The following is a 23,758-nucleotide window of genomic DNA, read 5'->3' as shown; positions in this document are numbered from 1 at the left end:
CACAAACTACCTCAATGACGCGGGATGGAGCAGCCCGGTAGCTCGTCAGGCTCATAACCTGAAGGTCGTCAGTTCAAATCTGGCTCCCGCACCCATTAATCAAACAAAGACAACACACTAAAGGCCTCCTTCGGGAGGCCTTTCTGCGTTATGGAATGCGGGATTTCGTTCTCTTTTTAAGGTGTCAACTTTTCATGCCTCTTTCCATTTTGTCCGATATCTTCGCCGCATTTGTCTACTTACTGAGAGATGGCGTTTAGATTGGAATGAAGCCGACATGCCCGTAACAAATGATAATGGTATCCGTATTGCAGCGGAAGCGTCGGCTTGGCTGGTCAGGTTGATCCGTGATGAGCCGGCGCCCGCGACGGCTTTGGCGCTGCATGGGTGGCTGAACATTTCGCCAAATCATAAAATCGCGTTTGAACGTATAACCCAAATGTGGGAGTCGTTGCCACAAGCGGCGCAGAGCACCAGAGACAAGCTGCATCAGTAGGATTCGGATTGGGATCGCAGACGAAATCTAAGTAGAGGGCTAACCTCTGGGATATAATGTCAACGCTGAATAAAATGCTTAATAAGGCTCGCAGGGCCGTCGTCCGCAGTGGTGTGGCGTCACAGGATGCAGATGATATCGTGCATGATGCCTATTTGCGCGTTCGTGAGTTTGAACTAGGCGCCAAGGTGCTTTCGCCCGAAGCTCTGCTTGTAACAGCTGCCAAAAATCTCGCTTTCAATTTTCAGCGTCGCAAAAAGCGCGGAACTTTTTTCATTCCTATGGAAGATGAATTATCGATGGCCGACGACCAGCCGAGTGCGGACGAGATGATATTGTCCCAAGAACGATTTGGGCAGCTTGCCACAGGTTTGGAGCATTTACCGGAGAAGACGCGCCGTATTCTTTTAAGCCGGCGTCTGGACGGAAAAAGTTTCAAGGACATAGCCGCAGCCGAGGATATGACCGTTGCTGCTGTTGAAAAACAGGTAGCGAGGGCCACACTTGAACTTTTGAAATGGGTCGATAAATGAAGCTGGATAACGGTCATCAGGAGTCAGCTGTTACTGCCGAAGCCGCCGTATGGCTCGTTCGTCTGTCCGGCGATGACCGCACGCCGGAAATGGAAGCGGCCTTCGATACGTGGCTTAAGACAACACCGGGCGGCGAAGCTGCGTTTGAAGATTTGGCCTCTATATGGACGGATTTGCCGGGTGGTGCGGAGGCATATCAACGGCGACAACGATCGCCCGCCAGACTCAGGGCGCCAACGCACCGAATCTGGTTTTCAGGTATGGCCGTTGCCGCTTGTGCGATCGTGGGCCTTGCGGCGGCGCTATGGATGAGCCAGCCTCAGGTTTATGAGACCCGGCGAGGGGAAATTCGCACGGAAACCTTGGCCGATGGTTCGGTCGTGAAGTTGAATACCGATAGCAAGATTGAGGTGCAACTAGGTTGGAAAACGCGTGAACTGAAGCTGGTGTCGGGAGAAGCTCGCTTCGATGTCGCGCATGACCCACGAAAGCCATTTATCGTCGAGACGGATGACGGGACGGTTAAAGCGCTCGGAACGTCTTTTATTGTGCGTAATGAAAGCGAAAAAACAACGGTCATCCTTCTTAAGGGGAAAGTCGGCATTAACCCGGCCCACGGATCTGACCCCGGCTTAACGAAAGTGCTTGAACCTGGCGAACGTGCCGTCATCGCCTCGTCCCGTAAGGTTTCGATAGACCGACCGGAGCTTAAGGCCATTACCGCATGGGAAGAGGGCAAGGTACTTTTCTCGAATACGCCGCTGCCCCAGGCGATTGCAGAGATGAATCGTTACTCCGGCAAACCGATTGTTTTGAAATCTCAGAGGGCGGGCGGCGTGACCGTATCCGGCACCTTTCGTACCGGGGACAGTCATGAGTTTGCGCGATCCGTGGTTCATCTGAACAAGCTGCAACTGCGCGACACCGGCAGCGGGCTGGAAATCCGTAACTAGCCGTAACCGCCAACTGAGGCTAATGTAACCGGGAATACACACTTCCCGGCTGTAACGCAAAACGCGGCCCGGTACAGGGGCTTCGTCGACCTTATGGGCGCTCAGGCATTGCCAAGATTTCTGCTGGGATTGTTCCTGTGGCTCGTCGCGGGTGCGGCCTTTGCGGGAACCGGATCGTACGACTTCAACCTACCTGGGCAGCCGCTTGAAACGACGCTGTCGGATATTGCCAGAGTGGCTGATGTCAATATTACCTTCCTGCCCGCTACTGTTAAGGGGAGGGTTTCACCCCCTGTAAAAGGGCGTCTTAGTGTCGATGATGCGCTTCGCAAAGCCCTGTCGGGGACGGGTCTCAGGATTGCCCGAACGTCAGGCGGTACCTATCTGATCGAACCGCCCCTGCCCAATGCCGACGTCGTTGTCAGGTCGGGATCGGTCGATGCGGATATCGAACCCCGCAAGGCCGATACCAAGATTACCGAGGTCATCGTCACCGGTTACAAAAGCAGTCTGCGCCGATCGGCGGGGCTTAAGACCGGATTTATAGGTGTACTCGACAGCATCGGTACGGAGGACGTTCTCAGATTTCCGGATAACAATCTGGCCGAAGCCATTCAGCGCATTTCCGGTGTGGCTGTGGCGCGAGATCCGGGTGAGGGACGCAGTGTCGCCGTGCGCGGGCTGGGGGCAGAATTCACTCGCGTCATGATCAACGATCTTGAAGCCCAAACCAGCACGGACGGCATCGTTTATGGTGCAAATCGTGGTCGCGGTTTCGATTTCAGCGTCTTTCCATCGGAGTTGTTCACGCGCATCGATGTTCGAAAAACCGCTTTAGCGGATCAGTCGGCGACCTCCATCGGTGCCACCATCAATCTCATTACGCCCAAGCCCTTCGATTTCCCGGACAGGTTTTTAACCGTCAATGCGCATTTGAGCGATCTGAGCCTGAGCCACCGAAGCGGGCAGGGCGGTGCGCTTCTTTATAGCCGCCGCTGGAGGGGCGGCAATTTGGGAGCCCTTATTACCGGAACCTATAGCCGTGCGCCGCTCGATATACAGGGTGTAAACAGCGGTGGATGGAGCGTCGCCACATCCGATGGTGGTTTTTGCCGCCCTACGCTGGGTACCGGGGGGCTGTGTGACGTGGCTGAGGCGGGTTATGGTCCCGCGCAAGCGGCTTACACGCAGATAAACCGGTCTGACGTGCTCATCCCGCGGTTTTATCGATATACTCACCTGACGGGCTCGGTTAGCCGTGCCGGATTGGCCGCCAGCGTGCAATGGCGACCGCGTCCCTCAAGCTATATTTCCATGAACCTGCTCGACGCCTGGTATGCAACCCGGCGCACGGATTATTTTTTGGAGGCTGTGGGCTTCAGTCGCGGCGCGGCGCAAGGCGGCAGGCCTGAAACGGTTCCCCGTGCGGTCACCATCGATTCGGGGGGCGTGCTTCGTGCGGGTACCTTCGACAATGTCGATATCCGTTCAGAAACGGCGATTGATAATTTCGAAACCCGGTTTTCAAGATACTCTATCCTTTACCGGGAAAACGTAACGCCCAAACTTTGGTTCGATCTCGTCTTTTCGTCCTCAATTTCCCGATTTGACAATCCGGACGACCTGACGATTCAAATCGATCGCTATAATGTGGACGGTTACAGCTTTGATACCCGCACCTATGGTCAGTACAGGCCCGAAATCAATTACGGCTTCGATGTCCGCAACGCTGATAACTGGTATTTCGGACCCGCAATATTCCAAACCGGCGGTACCGGTGCGGCGGCACCCGAAATTCGCATGCGCCCGAATGCCGTCGATAACGCTTACACCGTATGGAAATTGCGTGGCAATTATGCCCCTTTTCATGAGGTGCAGATCAATGCCGGACTTGAATACAATCGCTTCAAATTTCGATCTACAGCTCAAAGGCTTGTCCAAGGCGAAAGTGGCTTTGCCGTGCCGGGATCGCGAGTGCAATCTCTGACCAAAGATTTTTGCGGCCTTACCCATGTCGATCCGCCGCCCGGAACGCCACGGTGCTGGCGGGTCCCCGATATCGGCGCGTTCGTTGCCTATTACGATCTTTATTCAGGCGTCGGACGCAATGAGATGTCATCAGCCCCGCCCTCGACCCGCGGTCTCAATCAGGATGTGCGGGAAGACGAGTTTGCTGCCTATTTCAAGGTGAATTTCAAGGCCTCTTTATTTGACCTGACCTTGTTCGGGAATGCCGGCGTCCGGATGGTAAACACGCATCAAACGACAGGCTTCTTCCTGACACGCTCGCTTTCGAACAGCACGGTTGAACCCGAATGGGCAGCCTATTCGCGACGCTACGAGGATGTGTTGCCATCGGTAAATCTGAAACTTTATCTGGACCAAAACCGGGCGTTGAAGATGTCGTGGGCCCATGTCGTTGCCAAACCACCGATCGCCAGTATTGCAACGGCCACGAGCATCGAAGTCAACGGAGGTCGTCGGCAAATTGTCTCTGGCAATCCTGATATTGAGCCTATTCGCGCCACCAGCCTGGACATCAGTTATGAGCATAGTACCGAAACCGACGGCCTGTTTGCCCTTAATCTGTTTCACAAACGCTTTCAGAACTATATCCAGAACCAAACCTATTTTGCTCAGTTCCGCGAGACCGGATTATCAGAGGATTATCTGACAGGCACCGGCGTTGCGCCAACCGATGAATTTTCGGTGTCAAAATATATCAATACCCCCGGTGGTTATCTGAACGGCGTGGAAATTTACTGGCAGAACAGATTGTACGTCGTGAACGATGCCCTGCGGGATTTCGGGGTGAATATCAACTACACCTATATCCGTAGTGCGCTGGAATATATGACGACCGACTATGTTTCGTCGAAACTGATTTCGGCGGATATGATCGATGTCTCCCGCTCTTCTTACAATGCGACTTTTTATTATGAGAAGCGGCGAATTGAAGCGCGGATATCGGTGAATTACAGAGATGAGTACCTGACGAATGTTCCAGGCTTCTCCGGTGCCGACGCCGGCGGTATTGGAGCCGCCACCTATATCGACGCCAGCGTCACGTTCAAAGCGCGTAGAAATCTGACGATTGAACTGGACGCTACGAACCTGACAAATCAGTCAAACGTGACCTGGGATAAGACGGACGCTCATCTGGTTGGCGATGCCCGCTATAGCGGCCGTCAAATACGCCTGGGCTTTAGGTACGTACCCTGATTAGCCGGACGGCTTAACCCGATTTCGTAAGGGCCGGATCTATGCCGACCGTAATGTGTCGGTCAACGCATTGTGGGTGGCTCGGCCATCTTTATGCGAAGCCCAATTCATTTGTGGCGAAAAAATGCCCGCGCATGTCGGATTTCCACATATGCGGTGTCTACTAACTAAGGACCAAATATATCTGTCTTCGTTTTTGATGAGAAAATTGAATCCGGATATTGGTGATCCATTTTTAGTATTAATGATTTTATTTATATAGATAAATATCCAAAACTAGTCAGTATTGTAACTGATCTAGTCTATTTTTGTGCATTTTTCTCATTAAATACTAATATAAATGACGAATTTTGTGTTTCATTTGGGCAACGTTTTTTCTCATTATTTCATATATGGGAATTTTTACATAAATATACTATTGCCTTTGTCTGAAAGTTACCGCTAACATAATGGTGTGGGTTGCAGCATCGCAACATCGAACGGCGCGCATTGCTGATCAGGTGTCTGGTCAGTGAAGCGGGTACGGCGTTCGATTAAAAACGAAAACAGGGGTTATCGGATGAATGTTCTGAAATTCAAAAAGGGTGGTCGGCCGCAATTCCTGACGCGGACGGGCCATCATCCGGCATTGGCGTCTACCTAGCCGATCAAAGCTCGCCGTCGCACTCGCGCTGATGCCGCGGGTTGCCGTGGCTTATCGTTCCACATTCACGAGCCTCTCAACTGCGGGGGACGGGCAGGCGTCCGTCCTTGCGGGCCGGTTGCGGCTGATTATGCCTCAACTACAACCGGCCATTTTTTTGAGTTTCCCAGTTTCCCAGCCATGACGGGCCCCGGTTCGTCGCACGATCCAACATCTTCCCTGTTGGACCAACTGAGGCGGGCGCTTCGAGTCAATGGGTGTCCGCCTCTTCTTTGATTGCAATAAGGAATTCCGGATTGAAAGTTCTTCGGCAAGGTTTCGCGCTCACCCTTGGCCTGCTTATGGCGGGCGGGCCTTTTATTGCCTTTGGGGCGGACTCTGTCGCGGCTTCCGGCGCGGTTCCCTTGTCGGTTACGGACGCCGCCGCGCGGGCTGACGTCAGGAAAATATCCGCCGCGAAAATCATACTCGTGGGGGATTCCACGACGGCCGTACTGGGGGGGTGGGGCCCCGGATTCTGTGCGCACCGTGTTACGTCCTTCGTTTCGTGCGTAAATCTGGGTCGTGGGGGTCGGTCGAGCCTGAATTACCGTTCGGAAGGGTCGTGGGATATCGCGCTTTCCGAGATGCGGTCTGGAAAAGAGGCCTATAATTCAACCTATGTCCTGATCCAGTTCGGCCATAACGATCAGCCCGGAAAACCTGGCCGTTCGACGGACCTCGACACGGAATTTCCGCAAAACCTGCGTCGATACGTCGAAGAAACGCGCGCTGCGGGCGGCATTCCCGTACTGGTGACGCCGCTTACCCGACGGATGTTCAAGGACGGCAAGCTCGAAAACGATCTGGAGCCCTGGGCGGAAGCGACGCGCAAGGTTGCCAAAGAGATGAACGTGCCGCTGGTCGACCTGCATGCGCGGTCGCGGGCCGCCGTCGAGAGCATGGGGGCTGTCGAAGCGATGAAATTCGCTCAGGGGGAGCCGCCCGCCCACGTTCGTGACGCCGCGAAGTCCGGCACGACGATCCCGGCATCGACTCCGGCACCTAATCTCACGGATGAGCAGCGCCGTAACCTCGCCGAGCCGATGGGGCAGGTCAAGTCGGGCTTCGATTACACCCATATCGGTCCCGTCGGGGCGGATTTCTTTGCCAAAATCGTGGCCGAAGAACTGGCCAATGCGGTGCCGGCCCTGCGCAAGGGGTTGGTGCTTTGAAACTGAAGGCGTTCACGCCGCGGCGCAGGCTGTAACCGCAAAGTAGGAAACCAAACGAAAATTTGCACGCTTACCTGCGGGGACAGCGGGCGGATAAAACGTCATCTAAGGACGAAACAGGGTAGAAATATGCAAAACTTACAAAGAAAATATTCGCGATACCTGCTGGCAGGGACGGCACTTTCGGTGCTGGCGACCTTGACGGCGGGAAGTGCTTTCGCGCAGCAGAGCGGCGGGCAAGGGGCAGATAATGTTCAGGAGGTCGTCGTCGTCGGCGTGCGGGCCTCGCAACAGTCCGCCATCGACCGCAAGAAGCGGGCAAAGACGGCGACCGACTCCATCGTCGCCGAAGATGTCGGTTCGTTCCCGGACCGCAACATCAACGAAGCGTTGTCGCGTATCGCCGGTGTCGGCATCACGCGCGGTGAGACGGGCGAAGGCGAATCCATCAGCCTGCGCGGCAATACCGCCGACCTGACGCGCGTCGAGCTCGACGGCATGTCGGCTGCCCCGTCGGGCTTCGATCTGGCCTATGGCAACCCGTCGGGCCGCGCCGCCGACCTTCGCGAGCTTCCGGCGGATCTGATCAAGAGCGTCGACGTCGTCAAGGGCGCCACGGCGGATCAGACCGAAGGCGGTCTGGGCGGTACGGTGTCGATCCAGACGCGTACCGGCCTCGATTTCAAGAAGCCTTACCTCCAGATGCGTCTGGGGACCGAGCGTAGCTCGCTGAACCAGAAGTGGGTGCCGGATATCGGCATCATCGGATCGCGCAAGTTCTTCGATGGTCGTCTGGGTGTGACGTTCAACGTCTCCTACCGCAAGGTCCTGGGCGAGAGCCACCAGACCTCGATGGATAACTTCGACCAAGGCTATTACCGTATGGCCGATTTCGACAATTCGCCGGAAAAAACCGTTCAGTTCAACCCGGCCACGGTAGGCGGGTCGCTGGCCAATCTGCCCATCGCCTCTTACGATCTGGCGAGCGGCAGCGGCAAGTTCAATACCGATACGCCGCTCGAAGTCGTCACAAAGTCGGCCAATGCCAAGACCAAGGATGACTGTCTGGCGGCCTTCCCGCTCTATACCGAAGCGCAACTTGCCGCGATTTCGACGTCGGTCAACAGCGGTGTCAACCGTCGTGAAGCTCAGAATGTGCGGATCGGGGAGCGCATCACCTGCCTCAACCAATGGAACGACTATACACCGGGCCAGGTGCGTGACGCGATCGAGCGCCAATATGAAGACCGTCTGGCGTGGGATATCCGTTTCGATTATCGCATCAATGACCATCTGACGGTGTTCGCCAAGTACCAGCAGGCCAACCGCGAAATGCAGCAATGGCGCTCGAACCGCAGTCAGGGCAATGTCGATATCCAACCGACCACCAGAGGCGATACGCCGACGTGGAAGAACAGCTACACGCTCGTCAACAATACGACCTTCCCATTCGATTCAAATGACCGGATCATCGCGGGCGACGGCTACTATCTGTATAACCCAAACCAGGTATCGGCATGGCGTGGTCTGGATAACACCGCCGGCAGTGTCACGACCAATAACGGTTTCCAGGTTCTCGGTCAGGCGATCAACGTCGTGCCGGGGTCGGTGACCATGGATGGCAAGCACCACGTGACGTCCCTGACGCTGGGTCGCGGCGAGTACCTGATCGATCAGATTCTCGACACCCAGATCAACGACACCTCCTATATCCAGACGGGTGCCAACTATAAGAACGGGCCGCTACAGATCGATTTCATGGCGAGCCGGACGAATTCCGACTATAACCGCTACAACCTGCGCGCCGCCGTCAAGGCCTATTTCTATGGCGCGAAAATGTCGGCCACGCCTGACGGATCGTGGAAGGTCGAGCTGCCGGCGACCTTCGACCCGAATGATATCTCGCAATATATGCCGCTGAACCCGGCGACGGGCACGACGCCGGCTCAGTCGGCCCTGTACAGCGACACGACCGGTTTCGGATGGCGTCCGCGGATTACCGCGATTCAGGAAGACCAGGCCAAGCTCGACCTGACCTACCGGATGGACAACTTCCCGGTCCTCAAGCGCTTCAAGGCCGGGGTACAGTACCGTGCGATCGACAATCAGGTGTGGAAAGGGGCTGGTTTCCTTCCGAAGCCCGGCGTGAGTGTCCCGACCTCGGATTATCAGGACAGTCTGCGGGCGTGTGAGAACCAGCCCACTACGACGACGGCCAATGCCTGCGTCTACGGCTATGTTACAAATGCCGTGACCGCCACGGCGACCAACTGGATGCATGGCACCCAGACCATGCCCCGGGCTGAGCTATTGTCGCTGATTCAACAAAGCATCTGGGACAATCACGGTGCGCCCTTCTTCCCCGGTTATAGCGGTCTGGAAAGTAAGGAATGGAACAGCCTCGATCTGGCGAAGTTCATTACCTTAACCCCGGCGACCGTTAATTATAACTTCGACTGCGTGAAGGTCTGCAAAGGCTCGGACGGTAATATGTACGCCAAGCCGACGGATTTATCCGCCGAGACGGTTACGGCGGCCTACTATATGTTCGATTTCGAGCAGAAGCTGCCGCTCGATATGACCTTCGAAGGCAATTTCGGCGTCCGCGCGGTCTTCTCGACCGTTACGGGCAGCGGCTACGTCTCGCTGAATTCGACGCGCAAGATCCTCAATACCGGCAATGTGAACCTGGACTGGAACGAGACGAACGGCTACGGTCGCGTCACCACCACGACGATCAACAAGCCGGTTGCCGTTGAACGCACCTATGCCGACTGGCTCCCCAGCTACAACGCCGCTCTGTGGGCCGTGCCGGACAAACTGGTCATTCGTTACAACTGGGCGAAGACCGTGTCGCGTCCCGGCGTCAGCTTCCTGTTCCCGGCCGGGGCCTGTACGGTCGATGAGCGGACGGAATCACCGGCCGATCAGGGTATTTCCGATATCGATCAGAACTGCACCAACTTCGGCAACCCGGATCTGAAGCCTTACACGGCGACGAAAAACAACACGGCGATCGAGTGGTACATCAACAAGGATACCTTCGTGTCGCTGGCCTACTATCGCCAGAAGATCAAAATCGGCAAGCCGTTACGCATTCAGCTCAAGGATCAGGTGTTGTTCGCAGGCTCTGACGAAGTCGATCCGGTCACCGGTCGTCCGCTGTCGGACTTCCAGTTCACCTACAGCACCTGGATCAACCAGCCGGGTGAAACCCAGTCGGGCTGGGAGTTCTCGACCAAGACGGCCCTGACCTTCCTGCCGTGGCGTTTCCGCTATACCGGTATCGACTTCAACTACTCGACCAACACGTCTAAGGGCGCGGCCGGGTTCACCGACCTGATCACGGGGACGAACCTCGGGAACTCCGGTCGTCCGGAATACTTCGGCAACCTGGCGGTGTGGTACGACGACGGCAAGACCAGTGCGCGTCTGTCCTATCAGATGAGGTCCAACGTCCTGGAGTGCATCTCCAACTGTGGGTCGGATCGTCGTCCGTCCTACGCCTGGCCGAGCAACAACCCGCAAAGCTTTGCGGCCCTGCCGTACAATCCGGGTGAAGCCTATTACAACGCCGCCTATGGTTATCTCGATGGCAAGATTTCCCACAAGGTGAACCCGAATATCGAAATCTTCCTGGAGGGTCGCAACCTGACGAAACAGGCCAGCGTTCGCGTCGGCACGGCGCGTGGTCTTGAGGCTTCGCCGGAGTCGGCCTGGAACGTCGTATATGCGGGCCGACGCTTCAACGTCGGTATCGTCTATAAGATGCAGTAACCTGCATTTGGGAGCGGCCTGACAGACCGCTCCTGATCTATCCCTCTGTCACCTCCCGACCCTTGGGGGAGGCCTCTCGTAAGAAGGCCTCCTCTCTTGTATGGTCTAACACTCAGCGGGCCGGACAGCGAACAGAAGGGCATACAGGAAAAAAAATGGTAGAAATTACAAGGCGTACAACGGCGTCAATCGTTTTTCTGGCACTGTTTCCCCTGTCATTATCCGCAAGAACGTCTGGCATAGATGCCGTGGTCAGCCTGAAAGGTGAACCGGGTAGTTACGGCACACTTCAGGCAGCCATCGATGCCGCGCCGCCATCGGCCACAGCGCCCTATCGCATTGAAATCAGGGCCGGAACCTTTGCCGGGCAAACGACGATCCGTCGCGCCAATATCGAGATATTCGGAGCCGGTGTCGGAAAAACGGTCCTCACCAACGACGCCTATGCCGGGAAACTGGCACCGGACGGCAAGCCCTACGGTACCTTCCGAACCGCCACGCTGAACGTTCTGGCGCCGGGGTTCAGAATGGAAAATCTGACCATCGAGAATGCTTTCGATGCGCCTGCCGAGATGCGTCGCCCGGGTGGTTTGCGGGCCGATGACGGCGGCAGCCAGCAGGCCATCGCGCTGTCGCTGGGACGCGGCAGCGACCGGACCATTGTGCGCCATTGCCACATTCTTAGTCATCAGGACACGCTTTATTGCGCCGAAGGGCGCGCGCTGTTTGAACGGTGCCGGATCGCAGGCAGCTACGACTTCATCTTTGGCGGGGCCATTGCTCTGTTCGAGCGCTGCGACATCCGGTCGAGGCCGAGGCTTGATCCGGTGGAAGGCTATATCGCCGCGCCGAGCACCTTGATCGACCAGCCGGCGGGTCTGGTGTTTTCCAGATGCCGGCTGACGGCCGATGTTGGGGTGCCCGACGGCAGCGTATTTCTGGGGCGACCGTGGCGGTCGTCGACCACCGTCAATGGCAGGCGGATGGGCGATCCGCGCTCGGTCGGCATGGCGGCCTATCTTGACTGTCACATGGGGCGACACGTCTCGCCTTTGGGGTGGACGCGCATGTGGTACACCGGGCCCGATGGCAATCCGAAGACATGGTTCGAGCCCGAAGAGGCGCGCTTTCGCGAATACCGTAACACCGGACCCGGTGCCCGCGGTCCTCGTCGAGGCCAGACCCTGACACCCGCTGAGGCCGTGGCGCTTTCGCGTCAGAATCTACTCGGGACGTGGTCACCTGAGCCTGCATAGGTTGGGCATCTAATAATCAAAAACAGTGCGGATGTCTCTCCGCAAACTCTACAGGAGCGCTCTCATGAAACTCAAATATCTTGCCGCCGCTGTGGTTCTCTGGCCTCTGGTCGCGTTGGCGCAGACGCCTGAACCCGTTGTTACGCCCCCCTCCAAGCCTGCGGTAAAGAAAATCAATCCGTCAAAAATCATCCTCGTTGGCGACTCAACCACGGCGGTGATCGGCGGTTGGGGGCCCAGCTTCTGCGGCTATCACGTCAGTTCGTTTGCCAATTGCGTGAATCTGGCGCGCGGGGGCCGCAGTTCGCGAACCTATATACAGGAGGGGTCGTGGGATATCGCCCTCAACGAAATGCGAACTCCCGGATACAGCAAGGTGTGGGTGCTTATTCAGTTCGGTCACAACGACCAGCCGGGCACGGATCGCACGACGAATCTGGAAACCGAGTTTCCTGAATACATCCGCCAATATGTGCGTGACGCCAGAGCTGCGGGCGCCATACCCGTCCTCGTAACGCCCCTGACGCGTCGCGCCTTTGATGGTACGAAGCACGTGAATTCGCTCGCACCCTGGGCGGAGGCCGTTCGGCGTATTGCGGCTGAAATGCAGGTGCCTGTGATCGACCTCAATGCCGACAGTGCCAGAGCAGTGCAGGCGATGGGGCAAGAGGCTGCGGATCGTTTTGCGCAATTGCCGCGCGGCTCAGAGCCGACCGGCAAGGTTCAGCCTCAGAAGAAGGACGGTGAACCTGTCCCGACGGTGGTGCCTAAGCTGTCCTTCGACGACACGCATTTGGGCCGCGAAGGCTCGGACTACTTTGCCGACATGGTGGCGCGCGAACTGGCGGCTGCGGTCCCCGATATGCGGCCGCTATTGGTCGTCACGCCGTAAGGCGTCGAGGCAATAGGCAGCGCAATTTGCCGGCATGTCGCCGATAGTGAGGTATATTGCGCCCTGAGGCTTTGCGGTTTTTTGCCTTACACCTATAAAAGGCTTTGAGGGAATGAAATGAGGGAAACCCCAGCGGGTTCGCTGTTGCAAGTCTTCGTTACGGAGACATACCGTATCGATCTCGCCGGAACCTCTGTCGACCCGTTGCTGACGCGTCTTGCCGCCGCCTGCCACCGTCTGGCCGCCGAGGACGTGGCCGGACAGGCCTGGTCGAAGGCCAAGACCTATCAGGGCTACACGTCCTACGGATCGATTCTGGATCTGACGGTCATTGATCCGGCATTCGTGGAGCTCAGGCAACTGATTGAAAATCAGACTCTTACTTACGCGCGTTGTCTTGAACTCGATTTGCAGGGAAAGGTGCCGAAGCTCTATAATATGTGGATCAATATTCTCGATCCCGGCGGGGGGCATACCGGACACAATCACCCTTTGAATGCCTTTTCCGGCACGATTTATCTTGAGACGCCGCCGGGTTCGGGCGATCTGGACCTCGAAGATCCGCGTCAACCCTTCCTGATGCACGCCCCGCCGCGTCGGGCCGATGCCGAACTGTTTCGCAAGACCTTTATCAGCGTAACGCCAAAGCGAGGGACGCTTTTGCTTTGGGAAAGCTGGCTGCGCCATCAGGTCGGCGTCAATACGGGCAACGGAAAGCGTCTCTCGATCAGTTTCAATCTGGATATGTAAGAACGGCGAACCGTGACAATGAAGGACATACCTGCCTCAGGATCGCTCATGCCGGCCTTCGTGACGGAGATTTACAAGGCCGAACTGGCGGGGACGTCAGCCGATAGTCTTGTCACGCGACTGGACAGGAGTTGCCGCCGGATTGCCGTTGAAGACCAAGAAGGACGGCAGTGGTCGAAACTTAACGGACACCTCGGTTACACGTCCTTTAACTCCCTTCCGGACCTGGCCGATGCCGATGAGGTTTTCGCCGAACTGAAAACGACTCTGGACTATCAGGCGGCCCTCTATGCCGACCGGACCCAGTTGGAACTGGGCGGTCGGAAACTGCGGGTGAAGCGTCTATGGATCAACCTGCTCGAACCGAACGGCGCGCAGTCGAGCCATCTCCATACCCATAGCGTTCTTTCGGGCACACTCTACACCAGCGTACCCGAAGCGTCCGGAAAGCTGAGGTTCGAAGACCCTCGTCTGGGGGTTATGATGCACGCACCCCCACGTCTCCCCAGCGCCCGGCTATATCGCCAGACCTTTATCCCCGTTATTCCGCAACGCGGTACGCTTTTGCTTTGGGAAAGCTGGTTGCGTCAGGAGGAAACGACGCATATGGGGACGGGCCCACGCGTCTCGATCGGGTTCAACCTCGATATCGAGACTTGATAAAGCGGGATCAGGCATATGCTGCGACAATATGGTGACAGCTCTTACCCCAAAATGTGCGTGGGGATTGCTGTGGATCGTTTTCTTTGGTTTCCTTGTCGGCTCGCAAAGGGGGGCGCGTGCATGGACTGGTCAAGCTGGTTGAAAGTGTTTGATCCGTGGTTGGACGGCGTTAATGTCTTTGCGAGCGTTTTTGCCGCGATTTCGGCTTTCTTCCTCGGGTTGATTGCCCTTCGCAGGCAAAACAACACAACCGAGGCGGACTTCTATCTTCAGTTTACGGCTCGCTATAACACCCTGCGAATGCATGAAGCCTTGCTGGTGCTGTACCGGTTGAAAATGTCGAAACCGGATGATTTTGCCCATCACTTCATTCAGGAATTTCGTCAGGGTACGCCTGAAGGGCTTCGCCTGGATCAGGCTCGTCGGCTCGTTAACCGCTATTTCGTCAACATTGCTGAAATGCGTCGCAACCGTTTGATCAATCAGAAACTGGCGCGCATGCTCTGCAATTTCCAAGGATTGAATATATTTTATAAAATCGTCGTGCCTATGAATCAGGCCAAATACGGCAACCAGCAAGAGCATAGTGAAATTTATCAATTGTTAAGGCGAATCAAGTCTAGGTTTTCAGACGGTTCATTTGGTCTTGTAGATCAGGTTGAGGGGTAAATGCAGGGCGTCTCGATTATCATTTCGAGTGTCGGCAAGGGGCGGTTACTCACCGCAACCCAATCGAACATTTATCCCTGTAAGTTTACAATATCGGACTCCTGCGGTGCGCCGAATGATACCGTTATTTGCTTTCGCCTCAATGGCGAAAGCTCTGGGTACTGACAAAGCTTTCTGCAATGCTGAGTGTACTGAGTGGTCCAAAACTATATCAGACCTGTTTGTGGCGTTCTGCGGGTTCAGGCTAGGCATCTGGCTCGAATCGGGATGCTATCTGTGCGCGAATGAACGCTGGAGTGGGTAGTGGAACCTGTCCGTAAAGATCGCAACGCATTCATCAGGGGCCTTATCGAGGGTGAGCATCGCTACGCCAATCGCATATATGAGGCCGTGAACCATGACGGAAAACGTCAACCTCTGGGCAATTACATTCGCGTAGTATTTGATATTTCTTGGCCCGATTCCTCAAACCACGATCAGAAAGTCATCAACGGCAAATTCGACGTGGGAAGTGAGCTGCTCCGCGTAAAGAGTCTGCTGGAACAGTCTCTGATGGAAGCCATAGAAATACACGATATAGTTGTCGGTTGCGTAACGGTTCGTTACAGTCTTCCCGATCTTATCGACAATGAGTCTGTGGTTACGGCCTTGTCACGGCTTTGGAGTCAGAGGGATTTGTATAGTGTGACGGGTGTTTCCGCAAATATTGGCGGACGTTCCGTACGCGCGCACTAATCGGGGAAAGAGCAATAGGCATGGCGCGAAAGAAGACTGTGGCCCACGGCATGGCCATGCGGGCTACAATTCTTATTGTTATCGCACTAAAAGAAGAAAACAAGTATTTTCATGAACTTATTTCCGATCATGTGAAGTCGGACAAAGCGGCAGGGCGTGATCCGAAATGGATCGAAGTCCCGCCCTCGGTACACGAGCGCTATAAATGTATTTATAAAGCCGACACGGGACATGTGCGCATCGTCGTGCATACGCTCGAAGCGATGGGGAATATCGAGGCTACGCTCGGAACGACAGCGGGCATCGCCACCGTGCAGCCGGATCTGGTTATATTGGTTGGGCTGGCGGGTTCATTGCGTCCCGACGAGGTGCAGTTGGGCGATGTAGTCGTATCGACCCAGGCGAAACTCTACACAAGCGACAAGGTTGCGGACTCGCGGGCGATCCTGAAGGATGGGAAGGCGAAGTATCGCTTCGATACCGATACCGAAGACACCGGGCGTTATGTCGTGGATAGCCGCGACAAGTTCATGGATCAGTCCTTCTTCAGGTATGAGCGTCGTTTCGTGGAATCGGCAGGAACCCGGATGATTGTTGCCGACGGTGAAAGCGCCTTGTCGGCGAGCATGGCAGCGATGGAACGGGTCGCCGAAACCTCGGTGCCACAAAGCTATCGGCAGGAGTTCAAGGCGCGATCGGTCCCGAAACTGCATTGCGGGTGGCTGCTGGCCAATTCTCAGGTCGTCGACAGCGCCGAGTTCCGGGATTATCTGGTGGCCAAGGACGGGGACCGGGATTTCGATTTGCACCGCCAGACCGGTGAGATCGATCGCATAGCCTGGAAAGAAGGACGCATACTGGCGGTCGATATGGAAAGCTATGGCGTCCTGCGGGCGGTCGAAACTTTGCGTTCGAAGCAACCGTCAGAAGGCGGCGTGAAAAACCTGCTGGGCGGTATCGTCGTGAGGGGCATTTCCGATCTTTGCGAAGTGAAGGGCAATACCGACGACGGCGGACAAACTCGCCTGATAGCCGTTCGAAACGCAAGCAAGGTGGCTCTCGGTATCATAGAAAGCATTGATTACGGTGAATTGAGTCGCCGCTGACAAGGCCCTGTTACTTTGCTGGCTCGTAAGGTTCCGGATACGGCTTCCTCACATCGACAGAAACACGTATGCTTGCCCTGACAGGACTCGGTCGGAGGGGATGTGAGCAACGCGGTTTTATATGGTCAGGCATTGGCGCATCTTAGGTTGCGGGCGCGTCTGTCGCAGGATCAGGCCGCCAAAGCCGTCGGCACGTCCCAGCCTACCTGGGGGCGGTATGAAAGTGGCGACAGCCTCGCCTTTTACGAACGCCTGAGCGTCAGACGCAAGGTATTGGACGGACTTGGGTTTACGGAACAACAACTCGAAGCCGAGGTGGCGCTTCTGTCCCATGACGGCGCTTTTCCCGGCGGGGACGCGCCCAAGACGTCGGAGGGCGTGTCTGAGACCGGGGGGGAGATAAAGGCATCGGTCGCGCAATGGATCACGCCCAATTCTCGCTTCATGCGCATCCCGACCGACGACATGGCGCCCTATGTCTATGCCGGCGAGGTCGTCCTTTATGACGTGGCCAGGCTCCCGCGCCGTCATGGTGGCGTCGTGATCAAGATGCGCGGCGGGGCCGCCTTTACCCGCCGGTTTGTCCGTCAGGGGAGCGGATTCGTGGAGGTCCTGCGTTACGAAGCGTGCGACATCGACGGCCAACCCGCCTATGTGGAGATCATCGAAAAACTGGCGGCACAGGATGTCGAAGGACTGTATCCCATCCTGCTTCGCAGCGCGCAAACGGAAAATGAATGATTTATTCATTTATTGAATAAATTTGATTGACCTCGCCGCGCGCATGCTTCATCCTCAGGTTGTTATCCTGAGGGAGGCATGACATGGGGACAATCAAGGGCATCCATCCGGTGGATCGTCAGGTGGGATTGAATATCCGCCGTCTGCGCAAGGCGCGGGGATGGTCGCAGGAGATTCTGGCCGAAGGGATCGGCATCACCTTTCAGCAGGTGCAAAAATACGAACGCGGCACGAACCGCGTCAGTTGCTCGAAACTGATGGATATCTGCGAGCGGATGCAAATCCATCCGGTGGATATATTACCGGCACCGCAATGGGACGCGGCACCGGTTGCGGTCTGCACGTGGTTCGAGGACGCGCAATGGGTCTATTTTCGCAATCCGCACTTACTGAGGGATCTGAGTCGCCTCAATCCGTTACAGCTCAAGGCGATCCATGCGGCGGCGCGGGCGTTCGAGCCGGTTTAGGCCGTCTTCAACGCCTGATCGATCGTCGTGGTCAGGCGGATGTCGTCGGCGGTGACGTCCGGCGAAAAACGCTCGATGACCTCGCCGTTACGATCGACGATGAACTTTTCGAAATTCCACAGGACCTCACCGGCAGGTTTGGGCGGGAAGCCATAGCCAGCGAATTTCTCGCGCATGATTTCGTCGCCCGTGGCTTTCGTGCGGGCCTCGGTCAGGGCTTTGTACAGTGGGTGCTTGGTATCGCCGGCAACGCTGATCTTGGCGAACAGGGGGAAGGTGACGTCGAAGTTCGTTGAACAGAAGCTGGCGATCTCCTCTTCGGTGCCCGGTTCCTGCCCCATGAAGTCATTGGCCGGGAAACCGAGAATCTCCAGCCCGTCGCCATGCTTGGCGCGATAGAGCGCTTCAAGTCCCTCGTATTGCGGGGTCAGGCCGCATTTGGAGGCGACATTGACGATCAGCAGAACCTTGCCCTTATAGTCGGCTAATGTGGCGTCCGATCCGTCGATGCGGCGCAGGGGGATGTTGTACAAATCGCTCATGGGGCACTCCGTTTGAGGCACCATAAAGCGCATTCCAAAAAGTGTGCAACGGTTTTTGGAACCCAATGCGCGACAAAGCAAAAACAGCGCAACGGCGGCAGGGTCAATAAAAAAGGGCCGCCCGGAATGGCGGCCATTTTTGAGAAAACAGGTTATAAGACAGAGAATTAAACGGCCTGCGCCGTACGATCGGGGACGCCTTGCGCGAATTGTTCCAGATGGAAACGCAGATAGTTGCACATGGTCAGGGCGTAGATTTCCAGACGATCATGGCTATGCTTATGAGCGAACTGCTCACACAGGATGACGATTTCCAGATAGATCTGGTTTTGCAGCCGTATATAGTCGAAATCGAAATCCGCCGCATCGCACAGTTGCAGCTCGTCCAACCGCTTTTGCTGAGGCGCATCGGGCGTATATTCCATGCCTTGCGTGCCACTGGCTTCGCAGGCGGTCAGCAGAGCCTCATTGAGCCAGATGTGACCCTCGGCCATCTGACGGGCATAGGTGTGGATGTCCGGCTGCGACGTGCGCAGACTGGCGGTCCGGTGGACCTGAATGGCCAGACTGTTGAGGCGCGACACGGCGCTGACAAAGGTCTCAGGCGTCAGGCGGCGGTGAAACAGGTGTCCTGAGGGAAACGGGATGGCGGTGGCAATCAAGTCGGTGAGTCGATGCGGGGACATATACATGCGGTCTTGTCCTTCAAAGAAGGGTTACAGTCAGACTCGCTTTTTAAAGACCCGGCGCTGCGGTGACCGCAACGTTTAACCATCATATACCCTTCTAATGTATCGGCCTGAGGGCGGGGCCTTTAACTATAATTCCCTATCTTTCGGGCGAAAGCAGGGCCAGACTATGTTCAATTATGAGGGGATTTCGTCCGACTGCGGCATAATCGCAGGCAATGGCTTTGATTGCGCTTATACGGCTAGGCTGATCCGGGTAAGGATAAAATATAAGGGCAGAGATTCCATTATAAGGAAGTCGCAAAAGGTGCGGTTATGCAATTTATGCGCTAATTTTATAATGATGGATGGTAGCCCCATTTTCGCAAACGATTGAACAACTCTCTAAGCGCGATTTTGCGCGAACAGGATTGAATTGGTCTGCCTTTGCGCGTTATAGGTCGAAAATAGATCGACCAATGGGCCGTGGCCCGTAAAAAACGACCGGAGACGCCTATGTCCGTTTTATCTCGCCTGATGGCCGCTGTCATAGGCCTGTGTCTGAGTTTGACGGTCCCGGCTTTTTCCCAAGACCTTAATAAAGATTTGAGGCCCAATTTCCTGCTGACGGGGGCGATCAATCGGACGAGCGACGACCTGTCGGGAACCTGGACCTATTCCAAGGATCTGTATCGTACCGGTTTGACCGACATCAACGGCTGGGTCGCCAAGTCGCGGATGCAGCGCTATCGCGACCTCGATGTCGCCGCCGAAGAAGCGAAGGGCGGGACGACCTTTTTCGAGTTCGACATGGATCGCGGGCCGCAGATGACGATCCCCGGTGCGTGGAACGCGGCGGAGCCGGAACTGCGCTATTATGACGGCTTGATCTGGTTTCAGCGCAAGTTCACGCCCAAAGCATTGAACGGGGGCCGCGCGTTCCTGCGCTTCGAAGCGGTCAATTACCGCGCCTATGTCTATCTGAACGGCAAGGAAATCGGCCGCCACGAAGGCGGTTTCACGCCGTTCGTTTTTGAAATTACCGACGCGCTGAAAGCGGGAGAGAACCGCCTGACGGTCGGGGTCGATTCGAAGCACGATGGCAAGACGATCCCGACCGATATCACCGACTGGGACCTCTATGGCGGCATCACGCGCCCGGTGCGCCTGATCTACACCCCCGCGACGTTTGTCGACGACGCCACCGCGACCCTGACGCCGCAGGGCCGCATCACCGGCAGCGTGCAACTGAATGGGCCGAATGCCGCAGGTCAGGGCGTGACCTTCGCGGTTAGTGGCACGGGCATCAAGGCCACGGCGACGACCGATGCGAAAGGTTTTGCCGCCTTCGATATCAAGGCGCCGAAAGGTTTGAAACTGTGGTCGCCCGAAAGCCCGACACTCTATGACGTCATCTTCTCGGCAGCGGGCGACACGCTGAAAGACCGCATGGGCTTCCGCACCATCGTCGCAAAGGGTGCCGATATCCTGCTGAACGGCAAGCCTATTTTCCTGCGCGGTATTTCGCTGCACGAAGAAGAGTTCGGCAATAATCCGGGCCGCATCATCACCGAAGCGGCGGCACGTGCCCTGCTGAGCGAGATCAAATACGGCCTGCACGGCAACTATGTCCGCCTGTCGCACTATCCGCATTCGGAAACGACCGTGCGTCTGGCCGACGAGATGGGGCTTCTGGTGTGGAGCGAAATCCCCGTCTACTGGACGGTCGACTGGGAAAATCCGGCAGTGCTGGAAACAGCACTGCGGATGCAGCGTGAAACCATCTACCGCGACCGCAACCGCGCGGCGGTGATCATCTGGAGCATCGGCAACGAGACCCCGGTGGCAGAACCGCGCACGCGCTTCCATTCGGCGATTGCCGATACAACGCGCGCCCTCGATCCGACACGACTGGTTGGCGCAGCACTTCTGGTGAAAGCCAGTGTCGAAAACGGTCAGACGACCATCCACATTGCCGATCCGCTGCTCGATAAGCTCGATGTCATGGCCGTCAACACCTATGCCGGCTGGTACGGGGACGACACGCTGGACAAATTGCCGTCGCTTCGCTGGGATGTGCCCAACGACAAGCCACTGGTCTTCTCCGAGTTCGGTGCGGACGCTCTGGCGGGCTATCACGTCGCCGACGGTTCGAAGAAGTTCTCGGAAGAGTATCAGGCCGAATATTACCGCAAGACGCTGGAGATGGTCGGCAAGATCGACAATCTGCGCGGCATGTCGCCGTGGATTCTCAAGGACTTCCGCTCGCCGCGCCGCGAACATCCGGTGTTCCAGAATGGCTGGAACCGCAAGGGGCTGTTGTCTGAAACCGGGCAGCGCAAGGCGGCTTTCGAGGTGCTGGCCGACTACTACACTAAGAAGGCCGCCGAGAAGCCCCAATAGTTGCGGAAAATTTAGTATCACAGGCGACGGGATCGTGATTTAGTCTGGCATCTTTTGAAGCTGGGAGCTGAATCATGCGTAAATCACTGGCCTTGCTGGCCATGTCCGTAGGTGTATCCCTCTTGCCGATGACGGCCTTGGCCGACGCGGAAAAGCCCGCCAACCTGATCGCCGACGGCATCCCGACGGTGCCGGACGCCATGGTGGCGGCGACCCGGCCCTATATGGAATTCCGCACGGCGGCTTTCCGCGGCTGGAACCCGACCGACAAATCGATGCTGATTTCGACGCGTTTCGGCAATGTGGCGCAGCTTCATGTCGTCAAGATGCCGATGGGCGCGCGCACCCAGATCTCGTTCGAGGCCGAGCCCGTCGGCGGCAGCTGGTCGCCGCAGGGCGACGTGTTGCTGGTCTCGAAAGACACCGGCGGCAGCGAATTCTTCCAGCTCTATACGCTGAAAGACGGCAAGCTGACGCTTCTGACCGACGGCAAGAGCCGCAACGGTTTTCAGGGCTTCTCGAAGGACGGCGAACTGATCGCTTACAGCTCGACGCGCCGCAACGGCACCGACAACGACCTCTATGTGATGAACCCGCGCGACCCGAAGACCGACAAGATGGTCGCCGAGGTCAAGGGCGGCGGCTGGGGTTTCGCCGACTTCGCGCCGGACAAGAAGACCGCGGTCATCGCGGAATATGTGTCGGTGACCAAGTCGAACCTGTACCTGCTCGACCTCGCCTCGGGCCAGAAGACGCCCATCGGCGACCACAAGAAGGACATCGCTTATGGGGGCGCGACCTTCGCGCCCGACGGCACGCTGTGGGTGACGTCCGACGAAGGTTCGGACTTCCAGCGCCTCGGCACGCTCGATATCAAGACCGGCAAGTTCACGCCGAAATCGCCCGAACCAAAGTGGGACGTCGACAGCTTCGATATCTCTGATGACGGTTCCATGATCGCCTATTCCGTCAATGAAGCGGGTGTCACGCGCCTGCGTCTGCTCGATCCGAAGACCGGTAAATCGACGCCGGTCACCGGCCTGCCGGACGGCACCATCGGCGGGTTCGACTTCGCGCCGTGGGGCGAGATCGGCCTGACGCTCGCCTCGGCCAAGGCCGCGTCGGATGCCTATTCCGTCGATCCGAAGACCATGACCGTCAAGCGCTGGACGCAGTCGGAAACCGGCGGGTTGGACCCCAATGTCAATGCCGAGCCGCAGTTTGTCGAAGTCACCTCGTTCGACAAGGAAAAGGTGTCGGGCTTCCTCTATCGCCCCGATCCGAAGAAGTTCCCCGGCAAACGCCCGCTGATCGTCAATATCCACGGCGGGCCGGAAGGCCAGTCGACGACGGGCTTCCTCGGGCGCACCAACTATCTGGTCAACGAACTGGGCATCGCGGTCTTCTATCCGAACGTGCGCGGTTCGACCGGCTTCGGTAAGCGCTTCGTGTCGTTGGATAACGGGCCGTTCCTGCGCGAAAATTCGGTCAAGGATATCGGGGCCTTCCTCGACGTGCTGGACAAGGACGCCGGCGTCGATGCGTCGAAGATCGCCGTCACGGGCGGGTCGTATGGCGGCTATATGTGCTACGCCGTCGCCATCCGTTACGGCGAACGGCTGAAAGGTGCCAACTGCGTTGTGGCGATCTCGAACTTCGTCACCTTCCTTGAGAACACACAGAGCTATCGCCGCGACTTGCGGCGCGTCGAATACGGCGACGAGCGCGACCCGAAGCAAAAAGCCAAGCTGCTGGAAATCTCGCCGATGACCTCGGTGGCGAAACTCAACATTCCGCTGATGGTGGTGACCGGGGCCAATGACCCGCGCGTGCCGCAATCCGAAGCCGATCAGATGGTTGCCGCCGTCCGCGCCAAGGGCGGCATGGCCTGGCATCTGGTGGGCAAGGATGAGGGCCACGGCTTCGCCAAGAAAGCCAATCAGGACTATCAGTTCTGGGCGAGTTTGATCTTCTGGGAAAAGACCTTGTTGGGGGAGTAACCGCCTATACCTCCCTGCACTTTAGTGC

Annotated in this window: 19 protein-coding genes and 1 tRNA gene; 18 read left to right on the top strand and 2 right to left on the bottom strand. The window is 56.8% G+C overall.

Annotated features, from left to right (window positions below):
• Positions 1-18: 18 nt before the first annotated feature.
• The 16 genes from AEYBE204_RS38720 to AEYBE204_RS40140 all read left to right on the top strand — a co-directional run bounded on the left by AEYBE204_RS38720 (position 19) and on the right by AEYBE204_RS40140 (position 18,117).
• Positions 19-95, top strand: a tRNA-Met gene (locus AEYBE204_RS38720).
• Positions 96-277: 182 nt separating this feature from the next.
• Positions 278-496, top strand: coding sequence for a DUF4880 domain-containing protein (locus tag AEYBE204_RS40145; protein WP_023464057.1), 219 nt, complete (start codon positions 278-280; stop codon positions 494-496).
• A 56-nt stretch (positions 497-552) separates the two neighbouring features.
• On the top strand, positions 553-1,029 hold the full coding sequence (locus tag AEYBE204_RS38715; RefSeq protein WP_031231608.1) for an RNA polymerase sigma factor: 477 nt from the start codon (positions 553-555) through the stop codon (positions 1,027-1,029).
• Positions 1,026-1,982 carry a FecR family protein gene (locus AEYBE204_RS39770; protein WP_023464055.1) on the top strand — a complete coding sequence of 319 codons (957 nt, stop codon included), beginning with the start codon at positions 1,026-1,028 and terminating at the stop codon, positions 1,980-1,982. The genes AEYBE204_RS38715 and AEYBE204_RS39770 overlap by 4 nt, the downstream gene beginning before the upstream one ends.
• A gap of 93 nt (positions 1,983-2,075) precedes the next feature.
• Positions 2,076-5,204: a TonB-dependent receptor gene (locus AEYBE204_RS38705; protein ID WP_081724765.1), complete on the top strand. Its 3,129-nt coding sequence runs from the start codon at positions 2,076-2,078 to the stop codon at positions 5,202-5,204.
• Between the two features lie 984 nt (positions 5,205-6,188).
• Positions 6,189-7,061 (top strand): rhamnogalacturonan acetylesterase, encoded by an 873-nt coding sequence (locus AEYBE204_RS0120885; RefSeq protein WP_031231604.1) that lies wholly within the window; start codon positions 6,189-6,191, stop codon positions 7,059-7,061.
• A gap of 129 nt (positions 7,062-7,190) precedes the next feature.
• Positions 7,191-10,838: a TonB-dependent receptor gene (locus tag AEYBE204_RS38700; protein WP_023464052.1), complete on the top strand. Its 3,648-nt coding sequence runs from the start codon at positions 7,191-7,193 to the stop codon at positions 10,836-10,838.
• A gap of 248 nt (positions 10,839-11,086) precedes the next feature.
• Positions 11,087-12,094, top strand: a complete 1,008-nt coding sequence (locus tag AEYBE204_RS38695; RefSeq protein WP_023464051.1) for a pectinesterase family protein — start codon at positions 11,087-11,089, stop codon at positions 12,092-12,094.
• Positions 12,095-12,158: 64 nt separating this feature from the next.
• The gene (locus AEYBE204_RS38690) at positions 12,159-12,986 is read left to right on the top strand and encodes a rhamnogalacturonan acetylesterase (RefSeq protein WP_023464050.1); all 828 of its coding nucleotides are present in this window, start codon (positions 12,159-12,161) and stop codon (positions 12,984-12,986) included.
• Between the two features lie 117 nt (positions 12,987-13,103).
• Positions 13,104-13,736, top strand: a complete 633-nt coding sequence (locus AEYBE204_RS38685) for a TIGR02466 family protein (RefSeq protein ID WP_023464049.1) — start codon at positions 13,104-13,106, stop codon at positions 13,734-13,736.
• Between the two features lie 48 nt (positions 13,737-13,784).
• On the top strand, positions 13,785-14,396 hold the full coding sequence (locus tag AEYBE204_RS38680; protein WP_023464048.1) for a TIGR02466 family protein: 612 nt from the start codon (positions 13,785-13,787) through the stop codon (positions 14,394-14,396).
• 18 nt (positions 14,397-14,414) lie between these two features.
• Positions 14,415-15,068, top strand: coding sequence for a hypothetical protein (locus AEYBE204_RS38675; RefSeq protein WP_155908513.1), 654 nt, complete (start codon positions 14,415-14,417; stop codon positions 15,066-15,068).
• Positions 15,069-15,371: 303 nt separating this feature from the next.
• Positions 15,372-15,803, top strand: a complete 432-nt coding sequence (locus tag AEYBE204_RS40515; RefSeq protein WP_023464046.1) for a hypothetical protein — start codon at positions 15,372-15,374, stop codon at positions 15,801-15,803.
• Positions 15,804-15,823: 20 nt separating this feature from the next.
• On the top strand, positions 15,824-16,909 hold the full coding sequence (locus tag AEYBE204_RS38670) for a hypothetical protein (protein WP_023464045.1): 1,086 nt from the start codon (positions 15,824-15,826) through the stop codon (positions 16,907-16,909).
• 102 nt (positions 16,910-17,011) lie between these two features.
• Complete coding sequence (locus AEYBE204_RS38665) at positions 17,012-17,650, top strand: helix-turn-helix domain-containing protein (RefSeq protein ID WP_081724762.1); 639 nt, start codon at positions 17,012-17,014, stop codon at positions 17,648-17,650.
• 83 nt (positions 17,651-17,733) lie between these two features.
• Positions 17,734-18,117, top strand: coding sequence for a helix-turn-helix domain-containing protein (locus AEYBE204_RS40140; RefSeq protein WP_023464043.1), 384 nt, complete (start codon positions 17,734-17,736; stop codon positions 18,115-18,117).
• Here AEYBE204_RS40140 and AEYBE204_RS38660 read toward each other — a convergent pair.
• Both AEYBE204_RS38660 and AEYBE204_RS38655 read right to left on the bottom strand, forming a co-directional pair.
• Positions 18,114-18,659, bottom strand: coding sequence for a glutathione peroxidase (locus AEYBE204_RS38660; protein WP_023464042.1), 546 nt, complete (start codon positions 18,657-18,659; stop codon positions 18,114-18,116). The genes AEYBE204_RS40140 and AEYBE204_RS38660 overlap by 4 nt on opposite strands.
• Before the next feature lie 167 nt (positions 18,660-18,826).
• The gene (locus AEYBE204_RS38655; RefSeq protein WP_162148421.1) at positions 18,827-19,345 is read right to left on the bottom strand and encodes a DUF4142 domain-containing protein; all 519 of its coding nucleotides are present in this window, start codon (positions 19,343-19,345) and stop codon (positions 18,827-18,829) included.
• Positions 19,346-19,843: 498 nt separating this feature from the next.
• On the opposite strand from AEYBE204_RS38655, the gene AEYBE204_RS38650 reads away from it, so the two are divergent.
• Both AEYBE204_RS38650 and AEYBE204_RS38645 read left to right on the top strand, forming a co-directional pair.
• A complete protein-coding gene (locus AEYBE204_RS38650) occupies positions 19,844-21,730 on the top strand; it encodes a glycoside hydrolase family 2 protein (protein ID WP_023464040.1) in 1,887 nt (628 codons plus the stop codon).
• Between the two features lie 74 nt (positions 21,731-21,804).
• Positions 21,805-23,730 (top strand): prolyl oligopeptidase family serine peptidase, encoded by a 1,926-nt coding sequence (locus tag AEYBE204_RS38645; RefSeq protein WP_023464039.1) that lies wholly within the window; start codon positions 21,805-21,807, stop codon positions 23,728-23,730.
• Positions 23,731-23,758 lie beyond the last annotated feature (28 nt).

The organism is Asticcacaulis sp. YBE204 (genome assembly GCF_000495855.1).
Lineage (GTDB): Bacteria > Pseudomonadota > Alphaproteobacteria > Caulobacterales > Caulobacteraceae > Asticcacaulis.
The sequence above is the reverse complement of the archived record's forward strand: the minus strand, read 5'-3'. Positions and strand labels throughout refer to the sequence as shown.